Source organism: Streptomyces phaeochromogenes, assembly GCF_001418655.1.
In the GTDB taxonomy this organism is placed as follows: Bacteria; Actinomycetota; Actinomycetes; order Streptomycetales; family Streptomycetaceae; genus Streptomyces; species Streptomyces phaeochromogenes.
In genome coordinates, this window is record NZ_LIQZ01000518.1 from 1 (window position 1) to 23,698 (window position 23,698).

General features: G+C 70.9%; 18 protein-coding genes, 1 pseudogene and 1 riboswitch. Of the genes and pseudogenes, 4 read left to right on the forward strand and 15 right to left on the reverse strand.

All coding sequences use genetic code 11. From position 1 onward, the window contains the following. Positions 1–180: 180 nt before the first annotated feature. From AOK17_RS44400 to AOK17_RS44425, 6 genes are all read right to left on the reverse strand, one after another. Complete coding sequence (locus AOK17_RS44400) at positions 181–702, reverse strand: DUF501 domain-containing protein (RefSeq protein ID WP_055618334.1); 522 nt, start codon at positions 700–702, stop codon at positions 181–183. 74 nt (positions 703–776) lie between these two features. Continuing rightward, complete coding sequence (locus AOK17_RS44405) at positions 777–1,253, reverse strand: FtsB family cell division protein (protein ID WP_055618335.1); 477 nt, start codon at positions 1,251–1,253, stop codon at positions 777–779. A gap of 151 nt (positions 1,254–1,404) precedes the next feature. Further along, entirely contained in the window at positions 1,405–2,685 is a 1,281-nt protein-coding gene (gene eno / locus AOK17_RS44410) for a phosphopyruvate hydratase (RefSeq protein ID WP_186001238.1), read from the reverse strand. 427 nt (positions 2,686–3,112) lie between these two features. Further along, the gene (locus AOK17_RS44415; RefSeq protein ID WP_055618337.1) at positions 3,113–3,811 is read right to left on the reverse strand and encodes a LysM peptidoglycan-binding domain-containing protein; all 699 of its coding nucleotides are present in this window, start codon (positions 3,809–3,811) and stop codon (positions 3,113–3,115) included. Positions 3,812–3,815: 4 nt separating this feature from the next. Next, a riboswitch (cyclic di-AMP (ydaO/yuaA leader) is annotated at positions 3,816–3,986 on the reverse strand. 225 nt (positions 3,987–4,211) lie between these two features. Then, entirely contained in the window at positions 4,212–5,144 is a 933-nt protein-coding gene (locus AOK17_RS44420) for a transglycosylase family protein (protein ID WP_055618338.1), read from the reverse strand. Between the two features lie 225 nt (positions 5,145–5,369). Further along, positions 5,370–6,665 (reverse strand): cytochrome P450 family protein, encoded by a 1,296-nt coding sequence (locus tag AOK17_RS44425; protein ID WP_055618339.1) that lies wholly within the window; start codon positions 6,663–6,665, stop codon positions 5,370–5,372. 193 nt (positions 6,666–6,858) lie between these two features. On the opposite strand from AOK17_RS44425, the gene AOK17_RS44430 reads away from it, so the two are divergent. After that, positions 6,859–8,079 (forward strand): globin domain-containing protein, encoded by a 1,221-nt coding sequence (locus tag AOK17_RS44430; protein ID WP_055618340.1) that lies wholly within the window; start codon positions 6,859–6,861, stop codon positions 8,077–8,079. Between the two features lie 33 nt (positions 8,080–8,112). Here AOK17_RS44430 and AOK17_RS44435 read toward each other — a convergent pair whose 3' ends face one another. From AOK17_RS44435 to AOK17_RS44455, 5 genes are all read right to left on the reverse strand, one after another. Then, positions 8,113–9,099, reverse strand: a complete 987-nt coding sequence (locus AOK17_RS44435; protein ID WP_405543853.1) for a nucleoside triphosphate pyrophosphohydrolase — start codon at positions 9,097–9,099, stop codon at positions 8,113–8,115. 59 nt (positions 9,100–9,158) lie between these two features. Further along, positions 9,159–9,806, reverse strand: coding sequence for a SurA N-terminal domain-containing protein (locus tag AOK17_RS44440; RefSeq protein WP_055618342.1), 648 nt, complete (start codon positions 9,804–9,806; stop codon positions 9,159–9,161). Between the two features lie 231 nt (positions 9,807–10,037). Next, positions 10,038–11,519: a serine/threonine-protein kinase gene (locus AOK17_RS44445; protein WP_266759989.1), complete on the reverse strand. Its 1,482-nt coding sequence runs from the start codon at positions 11,517–11,519 to the stop codon at positions 10,038–10,040. A 38-nt stretch (positions 11,520–11,557) separates the two neighbouring features. Next, the gene (locus AOK17_RS44450) at positions 11,558–12,160 is read right to left on the reverse strand and encodes a hypothetical protein (RefSeq protein WP_055618344.1); all 603 of its coding nucleotides are present in this window, start codon (positions 12,158–12,160) and stop codon (positions 11,558–11,560) included. Positions 12,161–12,324: 164 nt separating this feature from the next. Next, positions 12,325–14,388 (reverse strand): N-6 DNA methylase, encoded by a 2,064-nt coding sequence (locus AOK17_RS44455; RefSeq protein ID WP_055618350.1) that lies wholly within the window; start codon positions 14,386–14,388, stop codon positions 12,325–12,327. 192 nt (positions 14,389–14,580) lie between these two features. Between AOK17_RS44455 and AOK17_RS44460 the strand changes: the two genes are divergently transcribed. Both AOK17_RS44460 and AOK17_RS44465 read left to right on the forward strand, forming a co-directional pair. Then, positions 14,581–15,306 (forward strand): Rv1352/Rv1906c domain-containing protein, encoded by a 726-nt coding sequence (locus AOK17_RS44460; protein WP_055618345.1) that lies wholly within the window; start codon positions 14,581–14,583, stop codon positions 15,304–15,306. 183 nt (positions 15,307–15,489) lie between these two features. After that, positions 15,490–16,233, forward strand: a complete 744-nt coding sequence (locus AOK17_RS44465) for a hypothetical protein (protein WP_055618346.1) — start codon at positions 15,490–15,492, stop codon at positions 16,231–16,233. Between the two features lie 109 nt (positions 16,234–16,342). Here the strand turns inward: AOK17_RS44465 and AOK17_RS44470 are convergent, their stop codons facing one another. The 3 genes and pseudogenes from AOK17_RS44470 to AOK17_RS44480 all read right to left on the reverse strand — a co-directional run bounded on the left by AOK17_RS44470 (position 16,343) and on the right by AOK17_RS44480 (position 19,113). After that, positions 16,343–17,086, reverse strand: a complete 744-nt coding sequence (locus AOK17_RS44470) for a GNAT family N-acetyltransferase (RefSeq protein WP_055618347.1) — start codon at positions 17,084–17,086, stop codon at positions 16,343–16,345. Between the two features lie 191 nt (positions 17,087–17,277). Then, positions 17,278–18,015 carry an HNH endonuclease family protein gene (locus AOK17_RS44475; RefSeq protein WP_055618348.1) on the reverse strand — a complete coding sequence of 246 codons (738 nt, stop codon included), beginning with the start codon at positions 18,013–18,015 and terminating at the stop codon, positions 17,278–17,280. Positions 18,016–18,211: 196 nt separating this feature from the next. After that, a pseudogene (locus AOK17_RS44480) lies at positions 18,212–19,113 on the reverse strand (SCO6745 family protein). A 254-nt stretch (positions 19,114–19,367) separates the two neighbouring features. On the opposite strand from AOK17_RS44480, the gene AOK17_RS44485 reads away from it, so the two are divergent. Further along, a complete protein-coding gene (locus AOK17_RS44485; protein ID WP_055618351.1) occupies positions 19,368–19,967 on the forward strand; it encodes a TetR/AcrR family transcriptional regulator in 600 nt (199 codons plus the stop codon). 43 nt (positions 19,968–20,010) lie between these two features. On the opposite strand, the gene mfd is transcribed toward AOK17_RS44485, so the two are convergent. Further along, the gene (gene mfd, locus AOK17_RS44490) at positions 20,011–23,556 is read right to left on the reverse strand and encodes a transcription-repair coupling factor (protein WP_055618349.1); all 3,546 of its coding nucleotides are present in this window, start codon (positions 23,554–23,556) and stop codon (positions 20,011–20,013) included. Between the last annotated feature and the right edge of the window lie 142 nt (positions 23,557–23,698).

The following is a 23,698-nucleotide window of genomic DNA, read 5'->3' on the forward strand; positions in this document are numbered from 1 at the left end:
GGGCTCCGCCCCCGAACCCCCAAAAGACTGCGCAGTTCCCCGCGCCCCTAGGTATTTAGGGGCGCGGGGAACTGCGCGGCCAGCAACAGCCGACCTCCACCCGACAACCCACCCCACGGGGCACGGGGTCTGGGGCGAAGCCCCAGGGGACGGGAATGGGTAAGGGCGGCGGGGGCGGAATCACGCCTCGGTGGACACCACGCACGCCCCCTTGCGCCACCACTCCGGCAGCAGCGCGAGCGCCTCGTCGCCCAGGGGGTTCACCCCGGGCCCGGCGGCCAGGGAGTGGGCGACCAGGACGTGGAGGCACTTCACCCGGTCCGGCATACCGCCCGCGCTCGGAAAGCCTTCGAGCACCTCGATGGAGTCGCGCCGGGCGATGTAGTCCTCGTGCGCCGCACGATATGCGGCCGCCAACTCCGGATCCGTGGCGAGCCGGTCCGTCATCTCCTTCATGACCCCGTTCGCCTCCAGCGTCCCGATCGCGGAGGCCGCCCGCGGACATGTCAGGTAGTACGTCGTCGGGAAGGGAGTCCCGTCCGGGAGACGGGGAGCCGTCTCGACGACGTCCGGCTGCCCGCACGGACAGCGGTGCGCGATCGCGCGCAACCCGCGCGGCGGCCGTCCGAGCTGCTGCTTGAAGGCCTCGACGTCCGCGTCGGTGGGCTCGGTGCGCGGGGTGGGCGGCGGGGGCGTTTGCATGCCTGTGGGTAAGTCTCTCTAGTCAGTTCTCTGAGTGGATCACCGGCGAATCACCGGCTGGATCACCTGTCGGGTCACCCGTCGGCGGCGTCTGCCTTGTCGACGCCGTCCCAGACGTTGGCGTACCAGGCCCGGTCGGCCGCCGTCTGATCCGTACGCGTCTTCTTCGCCGCGTCGGGGTCGATCACGATGTAGCCGGTCTCGCCCGGCATCACGTAGTGCAGCCGCTCCCGGATGCGCTGCTCGGCGTACGCGTCGTCCTGCCACCGCGCCTTGAGGTCGCGGAGCTGCTCGACGCGCTGCCGGGCCTGTTCCCGCTCGCGCTGGAGGTCAGCGACCTCGGCGCGCTGGGAGACGTACTGCCTTATGGGATAGGCGAGGGCCACCACGAGCGTGCACAGGACGAGGGCGAGTAGTGCCGCCCGGCCGGTCAGCCGTGAGCGGCGGGCCTGCCGCTTGGTCTGCGATCGGTAGACACGGGCGGCGGTCTGCTCACCGAGCAGCCGCAGCCTGGTCGAGGTGGAGAACCGGTCGCGGTCCTTCACGGCCATCTGTCCCGCCTCCCCGGTACAAACCCGTCGAGCACATCGCGTACATCGAGCCCGTCGAGCCCATCACGTGCGTACGTCCCCGCACACGGTACGGGACCGAGTACGGGGACGTACGTACGACGGGGCTGTCACCCCGGCCGAAGGGCTGCGCTCAGCCCTTGAAGCGCGGGAAGGCCGAACGGCCCGCGTACACCGCCGCGTCGTCGAGGATCTCCTCGATGCGCAGCAGCTGGTTGTACTTGGCGACACGGTCCGAGCGGGCCGGGGCGCCGGTCTTGATCTGGCCGCAGTTCACCGCGACGGCGAGGTCGGCGATGGTGACGTCCTCGGTCTCGCCGGAGCGGTGGGACATCATGCACTTGAAGCCGTTGCGCTGGGCCATCTCGACGGCGTCCAGGGTCTCGGTCAGCGAGCCGATCTGGTTGACCTTGACGAGCAGGGCGTTGGCGGAGCCCTCCTCGATGCCGCGGGCGAGGCGCTCGGGGTTGGTGACGAAGAGGTCGTCGCCGACGATCTGGACCTTGTCGCCCAGCTTCTCGGTGATGACGTTCCAGCCGGCCCAGTCGTCCTCGTACAGCGGGTCCTCGATGGAGACGAGCGGGTAGGCCGCGACGAGCTCCTCGTAGTACTCCGTCATCTCGGCGGCGGAGCGCTCCTTGCCCTCGAAGAGGTACTTGCCGTCCTTGTAGAACTCGGAGGCGGCGACGTCGAGCGCGAGGGCGACCTGCTGGCCGGGGATGTAACCGGCCTCCTTGATCGCGTCGAGGATCAGGTCCAGGGCCTCGCGGTTGGAGCCGAGGTTCGGGGCGAAGCCGCCCTCGTCGCCGAGGCCGGTGGACAGGCCGCGGCTCTTCAGGACCTTCTTGAGGGTGTGGTAGACCTCGGCGCCCCAGCGCACGGCCTCGGAGAAGGACTCCGCGCCGATCGGGGCGATCATGAACTCCTGGATGTCGACGTTGGAGTCGGCGTGCGACCCACCGTTGAGGATGTTCATCATCGGGACCGGCAGCAGGTGCGCGTTGGGTCCGCCCAGGTAGCGGAAGAGGGGGAGGTCGGACGCCTCGGACGCGGCGTGGGCGACGGCGAGCGAGACGCCGAGGATGGCGTTGGCGCCGAGCGAGCCCTTGTTGTCGGTGGCGTCCAGGTCGATCATGGCCTGGTCGATGAGGCGCTGCTCGGTGGCGTCGTAGCCGACGAGCTCCGGGCCGAGCTGCTCGATGACGGCGAGGACGGCCTTCTCGACACCCTTGCCGAGGTAGCGGTTGGGGTCTCCGTCACGGAGCTCAACAGCCTCGAAGGCACCTGTGGAGGCGCCGGACGGAACGGCGGCACGACCCGTGCTGCCGTCGTCGAGGCCGACCTCGACCTCGACCGTGGGGTTGCCTCGGGAGTCCAGGATTTCCCGGGCTACGACGACGTCGATGGACGGCACGAGCATCTCCTTCTGGGATGTGACGCAAGCTGTCCGGGCCGAGGGCCCGGTTGGGTGCGGACCTGTGGTGGCCCCGCGGCATGAGCCTAACCGGCTGCCGGGGTTCGGCCAGCCCTCGACCGCCTCCTGGACAGAACCGAGAGTAAATTGTTTCCGAACGGAACAAAGCGAGCGGGAAGCGCGGGGGCAGCGCGGGAAAGAAAAAGCCCCGCCCCGGTGCGTACGGGGGAACACGCACCGGAGCGGGGAGCCCGTGGGGGACGGGGGTGGCCCTCACGAGGCCTCCACTATGGGGGACACGGATGTGAGGGCGCTGTGGTTCAGCCGCAATCCGAATATGAACCCGGAGGTTCGGAGTCCGGAGATCCGGCCGAGGCTGAGCGGCCAAGGCCTCGGCCGGGGCGCGGCTGACCGAAGGTCAGCGGTGTCAGCTGAGGTGCAGCTGCTGGCCCGGGAAGATGAAGTCGGCGTCGTCGACGATGTCGTCGTTCAGCTTGTACAGCTTCGCCCAGCCGCCCTTGACGTTCTTCTTCTCGGCGATCTCGCTGAGGGTGTCACCCTTGACGACCTTGTACTCGCCGTCGCCCTTCTCGACCTTCTTGCCGGTCGGGGTCTCGACGGTCTTCTTCGCGGTCGAGCGCTCCTGGGAACGCGAGGCGCGCTCCTCGGAGGACTTGGTGCTCTGCTGCTGAGACTGCGAGGTGCTCTGGCCGGAGTTGCCCGAGTTCGAGGGAGCCGGCGCGCCACCGGTCGAGGCGCCGGACAGGCCCACGCCACAGCTCGGCCAGGCACCCTTGCCCTGGCCCGCGAGGACCTTCTCGGCGACGGCTATCTGCTGGGCCTTGGAGGCCTGGTTGGCGGTGGAGGCGTATGCCGAGCCGCCGTACGCGGCCCAGGTGGAGGCCGAGAACTGCAGGCCGCCGTAGTAGCCGTTGCCGGTGTTGATCGACCAGTTGCCGCCGGACTCGCACTGGGCGACGGCGTCCCACTCGGAAGCGGTGGCGGCGGAGGCTCCCGTGGCGCCCATCAGCGGGACGGCGACGGCCGCGGTGGTGACACCGGCGAGCGTGGCGATACGGGTGGCCTTGGACGGGCGGCGGTGCTTGCCCTTGCCGGAAAGCAGCATGAAGTGATCCCCTCACCGACGCCTGCGAGGTGAGCTGTCGGGTTCGGGCCGAGTGAGTTGCCCGGCCACGTGACACTGCTGTCACGCGGCTTAACCCCAAGCCGTACCTGGCCTCAACGACCGGGTCCGGCACTTACCTTGGGTCCCCCGCTCCTGCCTACGGCGCTTGACGCGACGACTGTTCCCGTACGGCCGCTGGCAGGATTCGGCGTTGCGACCGTCGGGGCTCACCAGTGGCGAGCGGTCACGACCGTAGACACGCGATCCGCCGAATTTCAAAGACGATCAGGGTCTTGAGATCCATGTCTCACTTTCACCAAATCGGACATTCAGCGCGAACTGCCGCTGTTTTTCGCCCGATTCGACGCCTTGATGACCACATGGCACTCCGCGCGGACCGCTACTTGTCCGCCGTCTGCAGGCCGTCCACATCGAGGCTCTGACCGGGGATGATGAAGTCCGGGTCGTCACCGATGGCTTCCTTGTTCTCGGCGTACAGCGCCCGCCATCCGCCCTCGACACCAAGGGAGTCGGCGATCCCCCAGAGACTGTCTCCGGAACGCACGGCGTACGAGCCCTCGGCGGCGACGCGCGACTCGCTGTCGCTGCGCGAGGCGTGCCGGCCGGCGGAGTCGTCCGCGCGGGAGTCGGTGGCGCCTTCGTCGGCACTGTCACCGCGGTGACGGCCGGAGCCGGTGTCTTCCGTCCCGGAACCTTCGGCCGAAGCCTCCCCGTTCTGGGACGACTTGTCCGGGTCATCACTCTTTGCGGTGGCGTCCGTGGAGGAGCTGTCGGAATCCTGTGAGTCGGCACTGTCGCCACTACCGCTGGACGAGTCGGACGAACTGGATGAACCAGACGTGTCGGACTTCGTCCCGCTGCTGTCTCCCATGCCCAAGCCGGACAGCGGGGTGGGAGATTCCTCCGCGCCCCCCGTGTCGGAGTCGGCCGAGTCGGAGTTCTGCGTCAGGCCCGCGACGAGACCGCAGGTCGCCCAGGCGCTCGTGCCCTGCTTCGCGAGGATCTTCTCGGCGACGGCTATCTGCTGCGAACGGCTGGCCTGGTCGGCGCTCGGCGCGTAGTCGAGGCCGCCGTTGTCCTCCCAGGTCTCCTGGGTCATCTGGAGGCCGCCGTAGTACCCGTTGCCGGAGTTGGCGCTCCACGAGCCGCCGCTCTCGCACTCCGCGACCGCGTCCCACGTGGTGCCGCTCGCGGCGCTCGCGCCGGTCGCGCCGAGCAGCGGGATCGCGATGGCCGACCCGGTCACGCCCGCCGCGACGAGGAGAGCCGGAGCCTGACGGGGGCGACGGTGACGACCGTTCCCGGAGAGCATGCGGTTGCCTTTCGCGTGACAGCAAGGACGACTTCGCCCAGCGCACAGCCGATGACTGCGCTTGTGACTGCTGCGGCAGGCGGGACCGGCCGCATTGATGGGTGAACGTATAGGCAGTCGAACTCTTGTCACAAGTCGATGCAGCGCAGATAACGTGAAGATCACAAACTTGACGGAGTCTCATGTTCCGTCGACCCCGTCCGCCGGTCACTCACTGGTCACCGGCTAGTCCGTACGCACCTTCGCGGAAGGGGCGAACTCAACCGGAAGCGTGCGCAATCCGCGCATGATGAGTCCTCCACGCCATCGCAAATCGGCGGAATCTCCCGCGAGTTGCAGGTCGGGGAGGCGGGTGAGGAGCGTGGCCAGCGCGGTCTGGCCCTCCAGCCGGGCGAGGGGTGCGCCGAGGCAATAGTGGATGCCGTGGCCGTAACCGAGGTGTTGGTTGTCACGGCGGGAGAGGTCGAGGGTGTCGGGCTCGTCGAACCGGGCGGGGTCGCGGTCGGCTGCGGCGAGCACGACGAGTACGGGGTCGCCGGCGGCGATGTCCTGCCCGCCGATGCTCAGCGGCTCGGTGGCGAACCGCCAGGTGGCCAGCTCCACCGGCCCGTCGTAGCGGAGCAGTTCCTCGACACCGGTCGCGAGCAGGTCCGTACGGCCGGCCGCGAGGGAGTCCTGGAGCTGTTGCCGCTGCTCGGGGTGGGTGAGCAGCGCGTACGTGCCGTTGCCGATCAGGTTCACCGTCGTCTCGAACCCGGCGAACAGGAGGATGAAGGCCATCGCGGCGGCCTCGTTCTCGGTGAGGTGCTCGCCGTGGTCGGAGGCCCTGATGAGACCGGAGAGGAGGTCCTCGCCCGGGGCGGGCAGCTCCGTCAGCTCCTCGCGCTTGCGGTGGATGAGCTCGGCGAGATAGCCGCGCATCTTCTTCACGGACCGCGCCACGCCCCCGCGCGGCCCTCCCCCGTGCCGGATCATCATCCCGGCCCAGTCGCGGAAGTCGTCCTGGTCCTCGGGCGGGACGCCCAGCAGATCGCAGATGGCGTAGATGGGGAGCGGGAACGCGAACTCGTGGATGAGGTCGGCCTCTCCCTTCTCCACGAACCCGTCGATGAGCCGGTCGGTCAACTCCTGCACGCGGGGTGCGAATTCGGCCACCCGCCGAGGTGTGAACGCCTTGCTGACGAGCCGCCGGAGCCTGGTGTGGTCCGGCGGATCGATGTTGAGGAGGTGCGTCATCAGCTCGGCCTTGCGCTCGCCGGGGATGCCGGTCTTCCCCTTCGCGTGCGCGGGCTCGTCGTGATGGGCGGGGTTCTTGCTGAGCCGGCCGTCGGCGAGGGCCTGCTTGGCGTCGGCGTACCGGGTCACCAGCCAGGCCTCGACTCCGCTGGGGAGTTTCGTCCGGTGCACGGGGGCGTGCTCCCTGAGCCAGGCGTACGCCGGGTAGGGGTCGGTCGCGAACTCCCAGGTGAAGAGTTCCGGGGCAGGTTGCCCTGCGGGAGGCTGAGCAGGTGTTTCGGTCACTCCTCGACCGTATCGGGAGGGGTGGTGAAAGCCTGCTCGGTGGGTGGCGAGGGCCGGCTCGGTGCCGTCGTGGCTCGCCACAGCTGCCCTCCGATCCCGGCTTCACTCCGCAACTTGCGCCGTTTGTTCAAGAACGTCCGTGAATCACCTGCTCCTTGACCCCGGGAGCCGGAAACTCCATACATTCGCGCCCGTGGACCCCGATCTCCTCCGGACCAGTTTCGCGGTCGTCGAAAGGCGAGCCGAATTCGCGGCCAAGTACTTCTACTCGCACCTCTTCTGGCACCACCCCGATGTCCGCGCCCTGTTCCCGCTGGATTTCCCGGAGGACATGGAACGCCAACGGGACCGTCTGTTCGCCGCGTTGACGCTCGTCGTGGGGCGGCTGGGGGAGCCGGGGATGCACGAGTACCTGTGGGAGCTGGGGCGGGACCACCGGAAGTATCTGGCGCGGCCGGAGCACTACGCGGCGGTGGGCACGAGCCTGATCGCCGCGTTCGCCGCCGTGTCGGGGTCGGCGTGGAGCACCGAGGTGGAGAAGGCCTGGGGCGAGGCGTACGCCGTGATCGCGGACGCCATGATGGACGGCGCGTGGGAGGCGGAGAGCCAGGGGGAGCCGCCGTGGTGGGACGCCGAGGTGCTCGGCCGCACCAGGTACGGGGACGACCTCGCCGTACTGAAGCTGCGCCCCAACAGCCCCCTCCCCCATCTGCCCGGCCAGTACGTGAGCGTCAACAGCCCCCGGATCCCGGGTGTCTGGCGCCCCTATTCCCTGGCCAACGCGCCGCGTCCCGACGACACCGTCGACTTACATGTCAGCCTCGTCGAGGACGGCGTCCTGTCCACCGAGCTCGTGCGGCGCACCCGCGCGGGCGACGTCCTGCGGCTCGGCGCGCCCGCCGGCCGATTAACGCTGCGGACGCCGGTGGAGCGGCCCGTCACCTTCATAGCCGCGGGCACCGGCTGGGCCCCGGTGAAGGCGCTGCTGGAGCAACTGGCATGGGAGCCGGGCTCGTACGACGAGGCCCGGCTTTTTGTTGTCGCCCGGGACACCACGTACCTCTACGACCGGGCCGCGCTCGGGGAGTTATGCACGCGGCTGCCTCATCTCGACGTGACCGTCATAACGCCCGCGCCCGGCCGGCCGAAGGCACAGGCCACCGGCCGGCTGCTGACGGCTCTGGGCAATCGGGCCAACTGGGCCCGCCACGACGTCTATCTGGCCGGTCCGCCCAGGCTGGTCGACGAGACCTCCGAGGTCCTCCCCGTGCTCGGCGCCGACCCCGAGCGCGTCTTCTGCGACGATCTGCCGCCCACCGACCAGGGACAGGCCCGCCCGCTCGGCCCGGGCCAGTGGCTCCTCCACCGGCCCCGTCCGCACTGGCACAACCCGTCGGCGCGTGCTCCCGACTGAGAGCCTCGGCACGGGACCCGACCGGCTCCCGCCCTAGCCCTCACTCGCCCGTATCGCGTCCCGGTACGCCCGTGCCGCCGCCCTGAGCGCCGCCTCCGGGTCCACGCCGTCCGTCTCGGCGCGGACCGCCAGTGCCAGTAGTTCGTAGCCGACGCCCTCGCCCTGGGGCAGTGGCACCTCAAGGCCGGCCGTGCGTGCGCGGGAGGCCAGCTTGGCGGCGAGTGCGAGGCCGGGCTGGCCGAGCGGGACGCCCTCGGTCACGGATGTCCGCTGCTTCTCGACGGCCTTGGTACGCAGCCAGTGCTCCTTGACCTCCTCGGGCGTCGAGGCGGTCTCGTCGCCGAAGACGTGCGGGTGGCGGTGGATGAGCTTGGTGACGATGCCGCCCGCCACGTCGTCGATGGAGAAGGGCTCGTCATCGTCCTCCGGGCCGCCTTCCTCGGCGATCCGGGCGTGGAAGACGACCTGGAGCAGCACGTCGCCGAGCTCCTCGCGCAGCTCGTCGCGGTCGCCCTCCTCGATGGCCTCGACGAGTTCGTACGCCTCCTCGATGCCGTATTTCGCCAGGCCCTTGTGGGTCTGCTGGGACGACCACGGGCACTCGACGCGGATGCGGTCCATGACCTGGACGAGGTCGAGGAGGCGGGCGCCCGGGAGGTCGTACGACGCGGGGAGCAGTTCGAGGTCGGGCATCTGGACGCGCCCCGAACCGGCCAGCCGGGCCAGGCCGTCGGTCAGGCGCGGCTCGCCCTCGCCGGTGGCCACGACGACGACCGTGTGCCCGCCGGCGCAGGCGTCGACCAGGTCCTCGGCGGTCGGCGCGGACTCGTCGACCTGGATGCCCGCCTCGCGCAGATACGGCAGCTGGGGGTGCGTGCCGTCCGCGCACAGGACGCGGTCGGCGCCGTGCAGCGCCTGCCAGGCGGGCCAGGAGAGGAGTCCGGGCGCGACTCGGTGGCTGGTGGTGAGCAGGACGATGCGCCCCGGGCTGGATGCGTTCACACACCGAACGTAACCCACGCCACTGACATCAAGGTCACGTGCAGTGGGCGAAGAAGGATCAGGACCGGACCGGCCTGCTACGCCGTTTCCTTGCTTCCCGACGAGGTGACCTCGCGCAGCCAGGGCAGCTTGGCGTCGACGCGGCTGCTCTTCTCCACGTCCCAGTCGCCGTAGCGCGGGTTCAGGTCGACGTCCATCTTCTTGGACGCCTTGGACAGCGCCTCCCAGAAGGCGGGCTGGCTGGTGTCCGTGCCGAGTGCGGCGGCGAGCTTCTGGGCCTCGATCTGGACGCGGAGGTTGTCGTCGAGCCGCTCGGGCGCGACCCCGTACTGCTGGAGCCAGGCCACTTCCAGGGCCTTCGCGTCGCCTGCCTGCTTCTCCAGTTCGCCGCGGAAGCTCTGGACCTCCTTGCGGGTGACGGTCACGCCGGCGTCCTGTGCGGCCTGGTGCAGGACGCGGTCGAGGACCATGCCGTGCAGGGTGTCGCGGGTGAGGCCGCCGGACTTGGCGATGGCCTGTTCGTACTGCGCTTCGCCCGTGGTGGCCGCCCGCTGCGCGGACCGTACCTCGTTCACCCGGTTCTCCAGCTGGGAGACGGTGATGCGGTCGCCGCCGACGACGGCCGCGGCACCGGGATGCGCGTCGTTGCCGCAGGCGGTGAGGAGGGGGGCCGCGGTGACGAGCGCGGCGGAGAGGAGGAACGCGGTGCGACGGCGGCGGTGCAAGGAGACCTCCTGTAGGAGCTTGTGCGACGGTGCACAAAGTCTTGCGGTGATCGATGGTAGGCAGGGGACCGGCTCTCGGCCACCCATTCGACCCAACGATTCGCCAGGACTTCGGGCACCGTCCCCGGGCCGTCTCCATCCTCACGCCGCACAGTGGGCTCAGCCGGTGATCGCCACCGGCGCGTCCGGGGCGTCGCGGACCACCCGTCAGGCCCGGGCGTGGGCGGTCGGTCAGCCGCGGACCTGGCCCAGCCATTGGAGGGTCCGGCTGATCTCGGTGACCAGTGGGTGGCCGGGGCCCCGCAGCCGTTCGACGTCGTACTGGAGGCGGGCCAGGGTGTCGTGGGCGGCGGCGCGGTCGCCGAGGGCGAGCAGCAGGTGGCCGATGCGGCGGCGGACTTCGAAGGAGAGCTCGGCGTCCTGGGCGACGTACTGGTTCTCGTAGTACGGGAGCAGCGCGCGGTACTCGGCGAGCGCGGCGGCCGGTTCGCCGAGCTGTTCCAGGCACTGGGCGGCCTCGTAGCGGAAGCGCAGGGACTGCGGGTCGGCCTGGCCCGCCTCGGCGGCGCGCTCGTCGGCGAGGAGGCGCAGTTCGGGCAGGGCCCGGCGGTACTGGCCGTCGTCCATGAGCGTGGCCGCGTACTGCTTGCGCAGGGTGCGGACGACGGGTGAGTGCTCGCCGTGCTGGGCGGCGGCGGCCGGGAGGATGCCGCCGAGGATGTCGACGGCCTGGGTGATGCGGCCCTCGCCGAGGAGGCGCTTGACCTCGTCGACGGCGCCCGCGACGTCGGGCTTCTCGGCGGCCGGGGTGGCCTGCGGCTGGGCCGCGGGGGTCCGGGCGCGGTCCGGCCAGGGGGCGTGCGGGCGCAGGAAGGGGCGTGTGGGGTCGAGCGGGCCACCGGACGGGATCCCGCGCGCGGGAAGCAGCGGCAGCAGTTGCTCGTACGTCTCCTGTGCGGAGTCGGGGCGGTGCTGCGGGTCCTTGGAGAGCAGCCGCAGCACGAGGGCTTCGAGCGCTTCCGGGACCTCGGGGCGCAGGCGGCGGACCGGGAGGGGCGGTTCGTAGAGGTGGCGGTGGAGCACGCCGAGGGCGGTGGAGCCCGAGAACGGCACGTCCCCGCTGAGGAGTTCGTGCATCAGTACCCCGAGCGCGTACAGGTCCGTGTACGGGCCGACCGCGCCGCCCATCGCCTGCTCGGGGGCCATGTAGGCGGGCGAGCCGATGGGTGAACCGGTGTGGGTGAGGCGGGTGGTGTCCGTGTCCATGACCGACGCGACGCCGAGGTCGAGGACGGTGACCGTGCCGTCCTGCTTGACCATCACGTTCCGCGGCTTGAGGTCGCGGTGGACGATCGGCACGGCGTGCACCGCGGACAGCACGGCGCACAGCTGGGCGGCGACCGAGACGGCCCACTGCCAGGGGTACGGGTCGTGTTCGGCGAGGTGGTCGGCGAGGTCGGCGCCGTCGACGTACTGCATGACGAGGAACAGCTCCTCGCCCTCGCTGCCCGCGTCGTGCACGGTGACCAGACCGGGGTGGTCGACCTGGGCGGTGACGCGGCACTCGCGCACGAAGCGGCGGCGCAGTTCGTCGGCCTCGGCGCCCGCGACCTTGTCGGGGCGCAGCAGCTTGACGGCGACGCGCCGGTCGAGGCGCTGGTCGTACGCCGTCCACACCTGGCCCATCCCGCCCTGCCCGATGAGCGTGGACAGTTCGTAGCGGCCGGTGATCACACGTCCCGGCGCCACGGTCACCTGCCGTCCTCGTGCTTGCGGAGATAGTCACTCAGTTCGTCGAGCTCGGCGCGCACCTGGTCGATCCTGGCCGGCGCGGGGCGCTGCGGCTGGGGCGGCGGGGTCGGGGTCGGCGTGCCGGGCTGAGGTATCGGCGTGCTCGGGGGCACCGGGGTGTGCGGGCCCGTCGCGGAGTTGTACGGCGACTGCTGCTGCGGGTAGCCGTACACGGGCGCCGGGGCCTGCTGGTGCTGCGCGTAGCCCGCTGTCGGGTAGCTGAGCTGGTGGAAGTGGCGGATGTCCGCCGAGAGGTAGTACGAGATCACGACCACGAGCGAGCCCAAGAGCAGGGCGAGGCCCAGCCAGCCGCCCGGGGTGTGGATCTCCTCGCCACCCTCGGTGCCGAGCAGGACGATGCCGAGGATCTCGGCCGCGAGGGTGGCCACGAACAGGCCCCAGTCGAGGGACTTGCGGGTCACGAGTGCCAGGCGCAGCATCATCGTCCAGCCGAGCAGGCCGAAGCTGCACACCGAGATCACCACGAAGAACACACGCAGGAAGACCAGCAACCCGGTCGAGGGTGGCGGCTTCACCGGCTGCGCCTGGCCGTGGCCTTGCATGGTTGCTCCTGGAGGCCTGATGAGGACGGACGAAAGTAGGACGAAGAGCGGACGGAGGACGAACCTACGAGTTGGAAGTCCGAGCGTATAGGCCGACAAGGACAACTGTTCCCGGGTTGTACCGAACCGTTGTCGTGCTGATCACTCCGTCCGCCCCAACCGTCTCAGCCGGGCTCGACCGTGCCGTCCGTCAGGCCGTCGTACATGCCGCGCACCAGCTGCTCGCCGAGGCGCCCGGCGAGTCGTAGCGCCTCCTCGAACTCGGCGAGCGCGCGGAACCGTTCGCCGTACGTGCGCTGCTGGTCCAGTGGCAGCCGGGGCACCTGGAGGCGGCGGGCGTCGAGGCGGGTCGCGGTGGACGCGTAGCTGCTGGCCTGGCGGTTGTTGGCGGTGCCGCGCAGGAAGCCGGCGAGGAACCACGGGTCGATGGCGGCCGGGTCGGGCCGCAGCAGCGCGAGGTTGCGGCCGAGGGCGGCGCCCGCGGTCGCCTCGTCGACCACGCGCGCGATGGCGCCGCCACCGAGTACGGGGACGACGACGTCTCCGGGCTCGGTGAGGACGGCTTCCTCGTCGCTCTCGGGCAGCGTTCCGGAGGGCGCTGTTCCGGCGAGGACGTCGTGGTCGGTGAGGACGGGCACGCGCGCGTGGCCGCCGTTTCCGCCCGTACGCAGCTGGAGTGCGCCCCCGCGCGCGAGTTCGCCGATCGTGGTGAGCGGCCAGCGGGTCGGCGGACGCGGGTCGGCGGCGGGCGGGGTGAGGTCGCCGGTGCGGCGGAGGGTCTCGCCGAGACGGTCGCGCACGTCGGCGAGTTGCTCGGCGCCGCCGCCCGCCGCGGGGGGCGGCAGATGGCGGGCCGGGGCCAGGTCGACGTCGTCGTCGAGGAGTTCGATGACCGGCACCGAGCGGCTGAGGCCCGGCTGTTCGGGCGTGGTGCCGGTGCGGTCGAAGGGGCGCCAGGCGTCGAGGACCGCGGTGCGCACGGACTGCCAGTCGAGGCCGCCGCGGCTGTCCGCCGTGAACGCGCCGGTGTCGGCGAGCAGCACCTCGGGCTGCGCGGGGTGCGCCGTGAGGGCGGGCCTGCGCAGCACCCACAGGTGCAGCGGGAGGTTGTACGGGGGTGCCGCGCCGGGCGGCAGGGCGATCACCGCGCGCAGGGCGCCGCGGCGCAGCAGGTCGGCGCGGATGCGGCGGCCGGAGCGGCGGGAGGCGGCGGCCGGGGGCATCAGGAGGACGGCGATGCCGCCTTCCTTGAGGCGGGCCAACGCGTGCTGGACCCAGGCCAGTTCGGACTCGGTACGGGCCGGGAAGCCGTACTCCCAGCGGGGGTCGTAGGCGAGTTCGTCGTGGCCCCAGTTGCGCTCGTTGAACGGCGGATGGCAGAGGACGGCGTCTGCCGTGAGGGTGCCGTACGCGTCGTCGCGGAGGCTGTCGGCGGCGGCGGTGCGCACGGTCGTCACGGTGGCCTCGGCGTGGAGGGCGAGACGCAGTGCGGCGAGGGCGGCCAGTTCGGGGGCGCTGTCCTGGCCGTACAGGTGCTGGTCCTCGATGCCCTTGGTGTCCTGTGCGGCGGCCACCGCGCGCAACAGGGCGCCGGTGCCGCACGCCGGGTCGAGGACGGTCCTGGCGGGGCCCGCGAGGTCGGTCATCAGGGCGGCGAGGCCGGTCGGCGTGAGCGTGTACTGGCGCGGGTTCGCGTCGAGGTGCCTTCCGAGCAGGAACTCGTACGCCTTGCGGGTGCCCAGCTCGGCCGCGAGGTCGGCGGCGCCGCGCAACAGGGGGGCGGACGGGCGGAGTTGGGCGGCGGTCGGCGTGTCCACGGCCCGTTTGCGGACCAGGCCGAAGCGCGGGGTGAGGACCTGGTCGAGAGGTGCGGGCAGCAGTTCGGCGAGGCGCGCGTCGGAGCCGGCGCTCAGCTCCAGCCAGACCGTGGGGCGGTCGTTGACGAGCAGCAGCGCGCAGCCGACGTGGACGAGTGCGGTGACCGGGCCCTCCGGGTGGCCGGCGAGCTGCTGCCATACGCGCTCACGCAGGGGCACCTCGGCGAGCTTGCCCTGGGTGCGCAGCCAGGTCTCGATCTCGGTGAGCGCGAAGGAGGGGCTGGTCTCGGTGCCGCCGACGGGTTTGGGGAAGTCGGCGTGGCGGCGCCGCCAGTTGCTGACGGCGGCCCGGCCGACTCCGGCGAGCCTGGCGATCCCCGCCGCGGTGACCTCTGTCCCGTTCTCCTGCACCCGTCGGCTCCCCTTGTCCTGGTGTGTGGCGTCGAGCATACCGACGCATGCGGCAACGACTCATTCACGGCCGTGTACTCACCCTTCTACGTGAACCATGTTGACTCGGTTCACAGCCTCTGCTGTGATTGACCCATCGGATGAACGGCAGCCGAGAACGGCGGCCGTCACCTCTGGGGGGAGAGGACTGTCATGGGCGCCAAGGGAAAGATCGCGCTGGGGGTTGTCGTGAGCGTCGTCGTCATCGGCGCGGTGTCGGCGAACGCGGGCGACGACGGGAACAGCGGTTCCGGCGGCAAGGGCAAGGACTCCGCGGCCTCCGCCGAGCGCGGGTCCGACACGAAGTCCGGCACCAAGTCCGGCACCAACTCCGGCGCGGACACGAAGAAGGACGCCAAGGCGGGCAAGGCGGAGAAGAAGGTGGCGTTCCAGGGCGACGGCGACTTCGAGGTCGGCACCGACGTCAAGCCCGGCACCTACCGGACCACGGGCAACACGGACAGCCTCTGCTACTGGGAGCGCGCCAAGGACGCCTCGGGCGAGATGGACTCGATCCTCGCCAACGACAACGTCAGCGGCACCAGCTACGTGACGATCCCGGCGGGCGACAAGCTCTTCAAGTCGAGCGGCTGCAAGGACTGGGAGGCCGTCGACACGAAGGCGACCGGCACCCCGGCCGAGCTGGTCAAGGGCGACGGCGGCATGCACAGAGTCGGCGTCGACATCGCTCCCGGCACCTACAGGTCCACCGGCAACACCGACGACCTCTGCTACTGGGAGCGCTCCAAGGACGCCTCGCACTCCCTGGAGTCGATCCTCGCGAACAACAACGTGTCCGGCACGGCCGTCGTGACCGTCGCCGCCGGCGACGCCTACTTCAAGACCACGGGCTGCAAGGACTGGAAGAAGACCGGCTGACGCCAGGCACCGACGTCCCCGCACTCCGGCCCGCGTCTGCCGCAGCCGCGCCCGCGCGCCTTCTCTCCACCGCTCTTTGGCGCCTTCCGCTCATTGGCGGCATCCGCTCATTGGCGCCTTCGCGCCATGGCGCTCTCGCGCCCTCTCCCCTTTCTCTTCACCTCGACACTTCAAGGAACTGTCATGCGTCGCACCGCACTTGCCGCTCTCTGCCTCGCCGCCACGGCCGCCGCCTCGCTCACCGGCTGTCTGCCGGGGGAGGAAAAGGCGGACAGCAAGCCGAAGGGCCCGTTCGCCGGGCAGACCGGCGGCGAGATCGCCGACCAGGCCGTGAAGGCCACCTCGAACGCCTCGTCGCTGCGCATGAAGGGCGACATCAAGGACGGTGGCAGCCGCGTCGGCCTGGACATGGCCCTCAACAGGAAGGGCGAGTGCGCGGGCACGATGAGCGCGAACGGCCAGGGCAAGGCCGACCTCGTCAAGACCGGCGACACCCTCTACATGAAGTACGACGAGAAGTTCCTGCGTGCCCAGAGCGACGGCGCGTCCAAGGAGGAGACCGACGGAGTGGTGGCCATGCTGGCCGGCAAGTGGACCAAGATGTCCGCGACCGGTTCGGACGCCAAGGACATCGCGAGCTTCTGCGACCTCGACACCGTGCTCGCGGACTTCCAGGACGTCAACTCCGACGCCACCCGCGGCAAAGCGACCACGGTCGACGGCACCCCGGCGATCGTCCTCCACGAGAAGGACGGCAAGGACAGCTACACGCTCTACGTCGCCACCGAGGGCAAGCCCTACCTGCTGAAGGTCGTCAGCAAGTCAGCCAAGGACCCGGGCACGGTCACCTTCGGCGAGTTCGACACCCCCGTCCCGGCCGAGAAGCCCGCGGGCAAGGTCCTCGACCTGAACGAGATGGGCGGCTGACGGAACACCGCCCGGGTCGACGGGGCAGAGGGAAGCCTATGGGGCGCGCCTTCAGGGGTGCGCCCTCAAGGCATGCCCCAACCAGACACGCCGGACCACCGCACGCGCCTCAAAGCGCGTGCCGCACCCACACGTTGGGCTCGACGTACACCGCGTACCCGCGGCGCGGCTCGCAGTGGACCGGCACCAGCGCGCCGGGGACCTCGATCCGGCCCTCCTCGTCGAAGGGCAGCCCGGTCCACGCCCGCCACTCGTCGAGCGACGCCGCCACGGTCATCGACGCCGGTGCCACCGCCTCGATGCGCGCGCCCGCCCGGACATGGACCCGCAGCCACGGGTCGTGCGGCAGCCCGTCGCCGCGCGTCCGGAACGCGTACTCCGCCATCTCCGTACGCGGTTCCAGATGCTTCGCGCTCGGGCGCACCGGGGCGACGACCTCGTCGAAGCCCCGGGCCCGGGCGTTGTCACGCATCGCGGAGAGCATGCGGGCCGACAGGCCGGTGCCCTGGGCGTGCGGGGCGACGACGATCGAGATCGCGCTCACCGTGTCCGGGGTGACGCCGTGGCGCCGGTCGGAGAACGCCCACACCAGCACCTCGTCCCAGCCCCGGGCCGGCAACTCACCGCGGTCCTGGTCCGCGAGGGCGAACGGCACGCTGTAGGCGTGCGCGACCACCTCTCCGCGCTCGTCCTCGGCGAACAGCACGTACTCCGGCAGCTCGGTGGCGATGCGGCCGTAGTGCGCGTTGCCGACGGGGTCGTTGCGCAGGAACTCGGGCCAGGTGTCCGCCATTCCGGTCACCCGGCCGTGCATCTCGGGCCGCTCCGCGAGGCTCGATACCTTCAGCTCCATGCGGGACACGGTAGGCGTCGACTCGGCCGGTGCGGAACGCATTTAGCTGCGCGGATCCGACCCCACCCAGCGCGGGACCCCGCTCAGCCCAGTCACCCCAGTCGCCCCGCGCAGGCTGGCCACCCCAGTCAGCCCACTCGGCCCACTCGGCCCACTCGGCCCGCTCAGACCACTCAGCGCAGTCAGCCCACTCAGCCCGCGTGGAACCGCTTCGGTGCCTCTGTCGAGGTCCCCCCGGAGGGGAGCTTCTGCCCCGGGCAGCCGGACAGGACCCGCTTCATGGCGTCCCTCTCGGCGGCGGTGACCCACAGCTCGTACTTCTTCTTCACGGCCACCTGCCGGGCCACATACGTGCAGCGGTACGCCTTGTGGGGCGGGAGCCAGGTCGCCGTGTCCCCGTCGCCCTTGCTGCGGTTGCGGCCGGCGTCGACGGCGAGGAGGTTCAGCGGGTCGTTGGCCAGCGCTATCCGCTTGCTCGCGTCCCACTTCTGGGCGCCCTTCTGCCAGGCGTCCGACAGCGCGACGAGATGGTCTATGTCGACCTCGCTGCGGCCCCCTCGTACGAAGGTGACGTCCTTGTCGGTGTACGGGTCGGGGTCGAGTTTCCCTGAGCTCACCTGGCAGTCGCCGTCGCTGAACTTCACCTCCTTCAGGTCCCGTTTGAGTACGTCGTCGCGGGTGTCGCAGCCGTTCGAGTCGGTGTCGGCCCAAGGGCTGCCGAACTTGTCCCGGTCGTATCCCGTCATGGGCGCCCGCCCCTTGACGGTCAGTCCGTCGACGGCGGTGAGGGCGGCTCCGCCGGCGCCCGTGCCTGCGCCCGCACCCGCTGCCGAGTCCTCGGGGCCGGCGGAACCCGGTGTCTCCACGGTGCAGCCGGTCGCGGCGAGCAGCAGTACCGCGGCTCCGGCGACCCTGGTCCAGAGCGTCACGGCGCTCCCTCCCCTTAGCTTGCCCCTGTCCGCCCCTAGCGGGCGGTTTCCCTGGGCCTCACCGTACTGGCGGAAAGGGTGGCGCAATAACAGGCAGGGAACGGACTTCGCCGGACTTCAACGGGCAAGTGGTGCACAACCGGCGTGACACCGGTGGTGACCGGCAGCGGGGAGTCAGCCCCCCTCACACTCCGCCTCACACCTTCCGTATCCCCAACGTCGTCTCCGACGGCAGCAGCCCCGATCCGAGGACCGCGACCCAGAACTCCCCCAGCAGATCGGCGAGTCGACCGGTGTCGTCCGGACCCAGCGCCCGCCAGGGTGCGGCGGCCAGCTCGTCGGTGTGCCGCTCCACCTCCTGGCGGAGGGCGCGACCGGCGTCCGTCGCGGTGCCGTCGGCGGCCAACAGCCCCCGCGCCACGAGCCGTTCACGCGCAGCGGCCCACTCCCCCGCACTCCACCCCCGGCTCTCGAACCGCTCCACGGACGCGGCGCCCATCGCCGCGAACGACACGAGCGACTCGACGGGGTCGAGGCCCGCGACGAGCAGTGCGGCCAGATGTCCGTCACCGCGGTGCTCGCGCAGGATCGTCGCCGCGTGCCACAGCTGCTGATGCGGGGCTTCCGGCCAGGGCAACTCGGCGTTGGCGGCGGCCAAGGGACGGCCGGCGTGTTCACCGACTCGGCCACTCGGCGGGCGAGCGCGGCGGCTTCGGCGAGCTCGGGGCTGTCGACGTGGTCGCCGAATATCGCTCGGTACGCCCGGTCGATGCCCCGCTCCCTCACCTCCAGCACCTTCCGAGGATCGGCGGTCCGCCACGCGTGATCCATGTGCTCGGCGACCATGCGAGGGCTGAAGCTGTAGAAGGCGGAGGCAACACGCTCGCCCCCGACGGCGCCCAACGGGGCGGCACGCAACGGGAAGTAGCTCGGCCAGCGGTCCCCGACGTCGAAACCCAGCCCGGCCGCCTCCTCGAAGACCTCCGGCGCGTAATAGAGCACGGCATGCAGAGGCTCAAGCAGATGCCACATCTGCCGCACCTTGCCGAGCTCGACCCCACTGCCGCCCCGCACCGCCTCGCCCGCGTCCACAGACATGACGTACCCCCTTCGCCCGTTCCCGACCGTCCGACAACTTGACACTGACTAGATTGCCCGACCCCACCAAACTTGTCAATGCCTAGATTCGGCGTACGCTGCTGACCATGGCGAAGAGCACCCGCACGCAGTCCACCGAGCCCCCCGCGAAGCCCTCCGGACCGTCCGGACCGTCCGAGCCGTCCGAGCCGTCCGAGCCGTCCGAAGCGTCAGAACCATCCGAAGCGTCCGAAGCGTCCGAAGCGTCCGAGTCGATCGCGCCGAACGCGCCCTCGGCCGCCAAGTCCGGCGGACGCCGCGCCTACCACCACGGGGACCTGCGCCGCGCGATCGTGACGGCCGCGCTCGACGTCATCTCCGCCGAGGGCCCCTCCGCGCTGAGCCTGCGGGACCTGGCCCGCCGCGCGGGTGTCTCGCACGCGGCGCCGGCCCACCACTTCAAGGACCGTACGGGCCTGCTGACGGCGATCGCGGCGGAGGGTTACGGACTGCTGGCGGCCACGCTCACGGATGCGGCGGATCTGAAGGACGCGGGCGTGCGCTACGTCCGCTTCGCCCGCGAGCACCCGGCCCACTTCCAGGTGATGTTCACGCCGGAGCTGCTGCGCGGGAACGACCTGGAGCTGACGACGGCCCGTGCCCTCGCGGGCGAGCGCCTGCGCGACGCCGTCTCGGCCGTCCCCGCCGAGGGCCGCGGCACCGACGCCCGCCTCGCCGGCGTGGCCGCCTGGTCCCTGGCCCACGGCTTCGCCACGCTGCTGCTCAGCCACAACCTGGACGGACCGGTGGGCGACCAGGACCCGGAGGAGGTCTTCCGCCTCCTGAGCGGCCTTCTGTTCCAGGGCAGTTCCTGATCCGCCCTTTCCTGATCCGCCTTTCAGGAGAGCGGCTTGGGTGTCACGACCCCAGAATCGAAGCCAGGAACTCCCCGGTCCACCCCAGCAACTCCCGCCCGACCAGCGGCTTGCCGCCCACCTTCGCCGTCTTCGGGCGGGGTACCAACAACTGGTGTGCGGCCGGCTTGATGACGGTCCCCGGATACAGCCGCTTGAGGCGCAGCTCCTGGGACTCCCTCAACTCCGCCGGTGCGAAGCGGATGTTGTTGCCCTGGAGGACGATCTCGCCGACACCGCACGCGCGCGCGAGCATCCGCAGACCGGCCACCAGCAGCAGGTTCTCCACCGGCTCGGGCAACTTGCCGTAGCGGTCGACGAGTTCCTCGCGTACGGCCTTGACGTCCTCCTCGGAGTTCACGGAGGCGATCGAGCGGTACGCCTGCAGGCGCAGCCGCTCGCCCGGGGCGTAGTCGTGCGGGACGTGCGCGTCGACCGGGAGCTCGATCTTGACCTCCAGCGCCGGCTCCTCCACGACACCGCCCTCCAGAGAGGCGCGGTAGTCCGCGACGGCCTCGCCGACCATGCGTACGTACAGGTCGAAGCCGACGCCCGCGATGTGACCCGACTGCTCGCCGCCCAGCAGGTTTCCGGCGCCGCGGATCTCCAGGTCCTTCATCGCCACGTACATGCCCGCGCCCATCTCGGTGTGCTGGGCGATGGTCGCGAGGCGCTCGTGGGCGGTCTCCGTCAGGGGCTTCTCCGGCGGGTAGAGGAAGTACGCGTACCCCCGCTCGCGGCCACGGCCCACCCGGCCGCGCAGCTGGTGCAGTTGGGAGAGGCCGAAGTTGTCGCCGCGCTCCACGATCAGGGTGTTGGCGTTCGAGATGTCGATGCCCGATTCGACGATCGTCGTGGAGACGAGGACGTCGAACTTCTTCTCCCAGAAGTCGACGACGACCTGCTCAAGGGACTGCTCGGACATCTGCCCGTGGGCGGTCGCGATGCGCGCCTCCGGGATGATCTCGCGCAGTCGCGCCGCCGCCCGGTCGATGGACTCGACACGGTTGTGGATGTAGAAGACCTGGCCCTCGCGCAGCAGTTCGCGGCGGACGGCCGCGCCGATCTGCTTCTCCTCGTACGGCCCGACGAAGGTCAGGACCGGGTGACGCTCCTCCGGGGGTGTCGTGATCGTCGACATCTCCCTGATGCCCGTCACGGCCATCTCCAGGGTGCGCGGGATCGGGGTCGCCGACATCGTCAGTACGTCCACGTTCGCGCGCAGCTTCTTCAGCTGCTCCTTGTGCTCGACGCCGAACCGCTGCTCCTCGTCGACGATGACGAGCCCCAGGTCCTTGAACTTGGTCTCCGCGGAGAAGAGCCGGTGCGTGCCGATGACGACGTCGACCGAGCCCTCGCGCAGGCCCTCCAGGGTCGCCTTCGCCTCCGTGTCCGTCTGGAAGCGGCTCAACGCCCGTACGTTCACCGGGAATTGCGAGTAGCGCTCGGAGAACGTGCCGAAGTGCTGCTGCACCAGCAACGTCGTCGGTACGAGGACGGCGACCTGCTTGCCGTCCTGCACCGCCTTGAAGGCCGCGCGGACCGCGATCTCCGTCTTGCCGTAGCCCACGTCGCCACAGACCAGGCGGTCCATCGGGACCGTCTTCTCCATGTCCTCCTTGACCTCGGCGATGGTGGTGAGCTGGTCGGGCGTCTCGACGTACGGGAAGGCGTCCTCCAGCTCGCGCTGCCACGGTGTGTCGCCGCCGAAGGCGTGCCCGGGGGCGGCCATCCGGGCGGAGTACAGCTTGATGAGGTCGGCGGCGATCTCCTTGACCGCCTTCTTCGCGCGCGCCTTGGTCTTCGTCCAGTCGGCGCCGCCGAGCCGGTGGAGGGTCGGGGCCTCGCCGCCCACGTACTTGGTGATCTGTTCCAGCTGGTCGGTGGGGATGTAGAGGCGGTCGCCGGGCTGCCCGCGCTTGGCGGGCGCGTACTCCACGACGAGGTACTCACGTGTCGCACCCTGGACCGTCCGCTGGACCATCTCGATGTAGCGGCCGACGCCGTGCTGCTCGTGGACGATGTAGTCGCCCGTCTCCAGGGTGAGCGGGTCGATCGTCTTGCGGCGGCGGGCCGGCATCCGGGCGCCGTCCTTGCCGGCGGCCTTCTGGCCGGAGATGTCGGTCTCCGTGAGCACGGCGAGCTTCAGCGCCGGGTCGACGAATCCGTAGTCGATGGAACCGCAGGCCACCTGGACGATGGAGGGGACGAGCGCGGCCAGGTCCGACTCCAGGCGGGCCGCGATGCCCTCGCTGCCGAGCACCTCGGCCGTACGGGCCGCCGGGCCGTGGGCCTCGGTGACGAACACCGTGCGCCAGCCGTCCGCGAGCCAGCCCTTGGTGTCGGCGAGTGCCTTCGCGGTGTCGCCGCGGTACGTCTCGGGGGCGTGCATCCCGAGCTTCAGCGTGTCCGCGTCCGCGTCGGCGGATGTGAACGTCTCGTCCGCCGCGAACGGCGACACCGACCACCACATCATGTCCAGCTCGCGGGCCCGGTCCCGTACGTCCGCGATGCCCCACAGGGACGCCGCGTCGACGTCGATCGGGGCCTCGCCGCCGCCCGCGGTCGCCGCCCAGGACGCCTGGAGGAACTCCTGCGAGGTCGCCACCAGGTCCGAGGCGCGCGTGCGCACCCGCTCCGGGTCGCAGACGACGGCCATGGAGCCCTTGGGCAGGACGTCGATGAGCAGTTCCATGTCGTCGACGAGGACGGGCGCGAGGGACTCCATGCCCTCGACCGCGATGCCCTCGGCGATCTTGCCGAGCAGTTCGCCCAGCTCGGGGTGGGCCTCGGCGAGGCGGGCCGCCCGCTCCCGCACGTCGTCCGTGAGCAGCAGCTCGCGGCAGGGCGGCGCCCACAGCCCGTGCGCGGCGACCTCCAGGGACCGCTGGTCGGCGACCTTGAAGTAGCGGATCTCCTCGACGTCGTCGCCCCAGAACTCCACGCGCAGCGGGTGCTCCTCGGTGGGCGGGAAGACGTCCAGGATCCCGCCGCGTACGGCGAACTCGCCGCGCTTCTCGACCAGCTCGACCCGTGCGTACGCCGCTGCCGCCAGGGCCGCCACGACGTCACCGAGGTCGGCGCTCTGGCCGGTCCGCAGGGCCACCGGCTCCAGATCGCCCAGGCCCTTGACCTGCGGCTGGAGGACCGACCTGACGGGTGCGACCACGACGGAGACCGGGCCGGTCTCCGGGTCGTCGGGGCGGGGGTGCGCGAGCCTTCGGAGGACCGCGAGCCTGCGCCCGACGGTGTCGCTTCGCGGGGACAGCCGCTCGTGCGGCAGCGTCTCCCAGGACGGGTAGTCCACGACCCCGTCGGCCGGCAGCAGCGTCCGCAGTGCCGCCGCCAGGTCCTCGGCCTCCCGGCCCGTGGCCGTCACGGCCAGCACCGTGCGGCCCGCCTCGCGGGCCAGGGCCGCCACCGCGAACGGGCGGGCCGCGGGCGGGCCCACCAGGTCGACGTGCATACGGTTGCCGTCGCCGGCGGCCTTCACCGCTTCGGTGAGTGCGGCGTCCTTGACGACGGCGTCGAGCAGACCGTGCAGGCTCATGAAGAGGTTTCCATCCGAGGATCCGAGGGAGCAACGCGAACCGCCCGACACGTCTGACGGGCCGGGGGTGTCCAGGGTACGACGCTGGGGTGACCCGTGCCCGCGCCTGTGGATACCGGGGTTTCTTCGCCCCCGCCGCCCC

Bases quoted from the DNA above. Each gene is read 5' to 3' on its own strand.
- AOK17_RS44400 (WP_055618334.1), bottom strand. From the start codon at position 702: ATGCAAACGCCCCCGCCGCCCACCCCGCGCACCGAGCCCACCGACGCG.
- AOK17_RS44405 (WP_055618335.1), bottom strand. From the start codon at position 1,253: ATGGCCGTGAAGGACCGCGACCGGTTCTCCACCTCGACCAGGCTGCGG.
- AOK17_RS44415 (WP_055618337.1), bottom strand. From the start codon at position 3,811: ATGCTGCTTTCCGGCAAGGGCAAGCACCGCCGCCCGTCCAAGGCCACC.
- AOK17_RS44420 (WP_055618338.1), bottom strand. From the start codon at position 5,144: ATGCTCTCCGGGAACGGTCGTCACCGTCGCCCCCGTCAGGCTCCGGCT.
- AOK17_RS44450 (WP_055618344.1), bottom strand. From the start codon at position 12,160: ATGCAAGGCCACGGCCAGGCGCAGCCGGTGAAGCCGCCACCCTCGACC.
- AOK17_RS44460 (WP_055618345.1), top strand. From the start codon at position 14,581: ATGGGCGCCAAGGGAAAGATCGCGCTGGGGGTTGTCGTGAGCGTCGTC.
- AOK17_RS44465 (WP_055618346.1), top strand. From the start codon at position 15,490: ATGCGTCGCACCGCACTTGCCGCTCTCTGCCTCGCCGCCACGGCCGCC.
- AOK17_RS44470 (WP_055618347.1), bottom strand. From the start codon at position 17,086: ATGGAGCTGAAGGTATCGAGCCTCGCGGAGCGGCCCGAGATGCACGGC.
- mfd (WP_055618349.1), bottom strand. From the start codon at position 23,556: ATGAGCCTGCACGGTCTGCTCGACGCCGTCGTCAAGGACGCCGCACTC.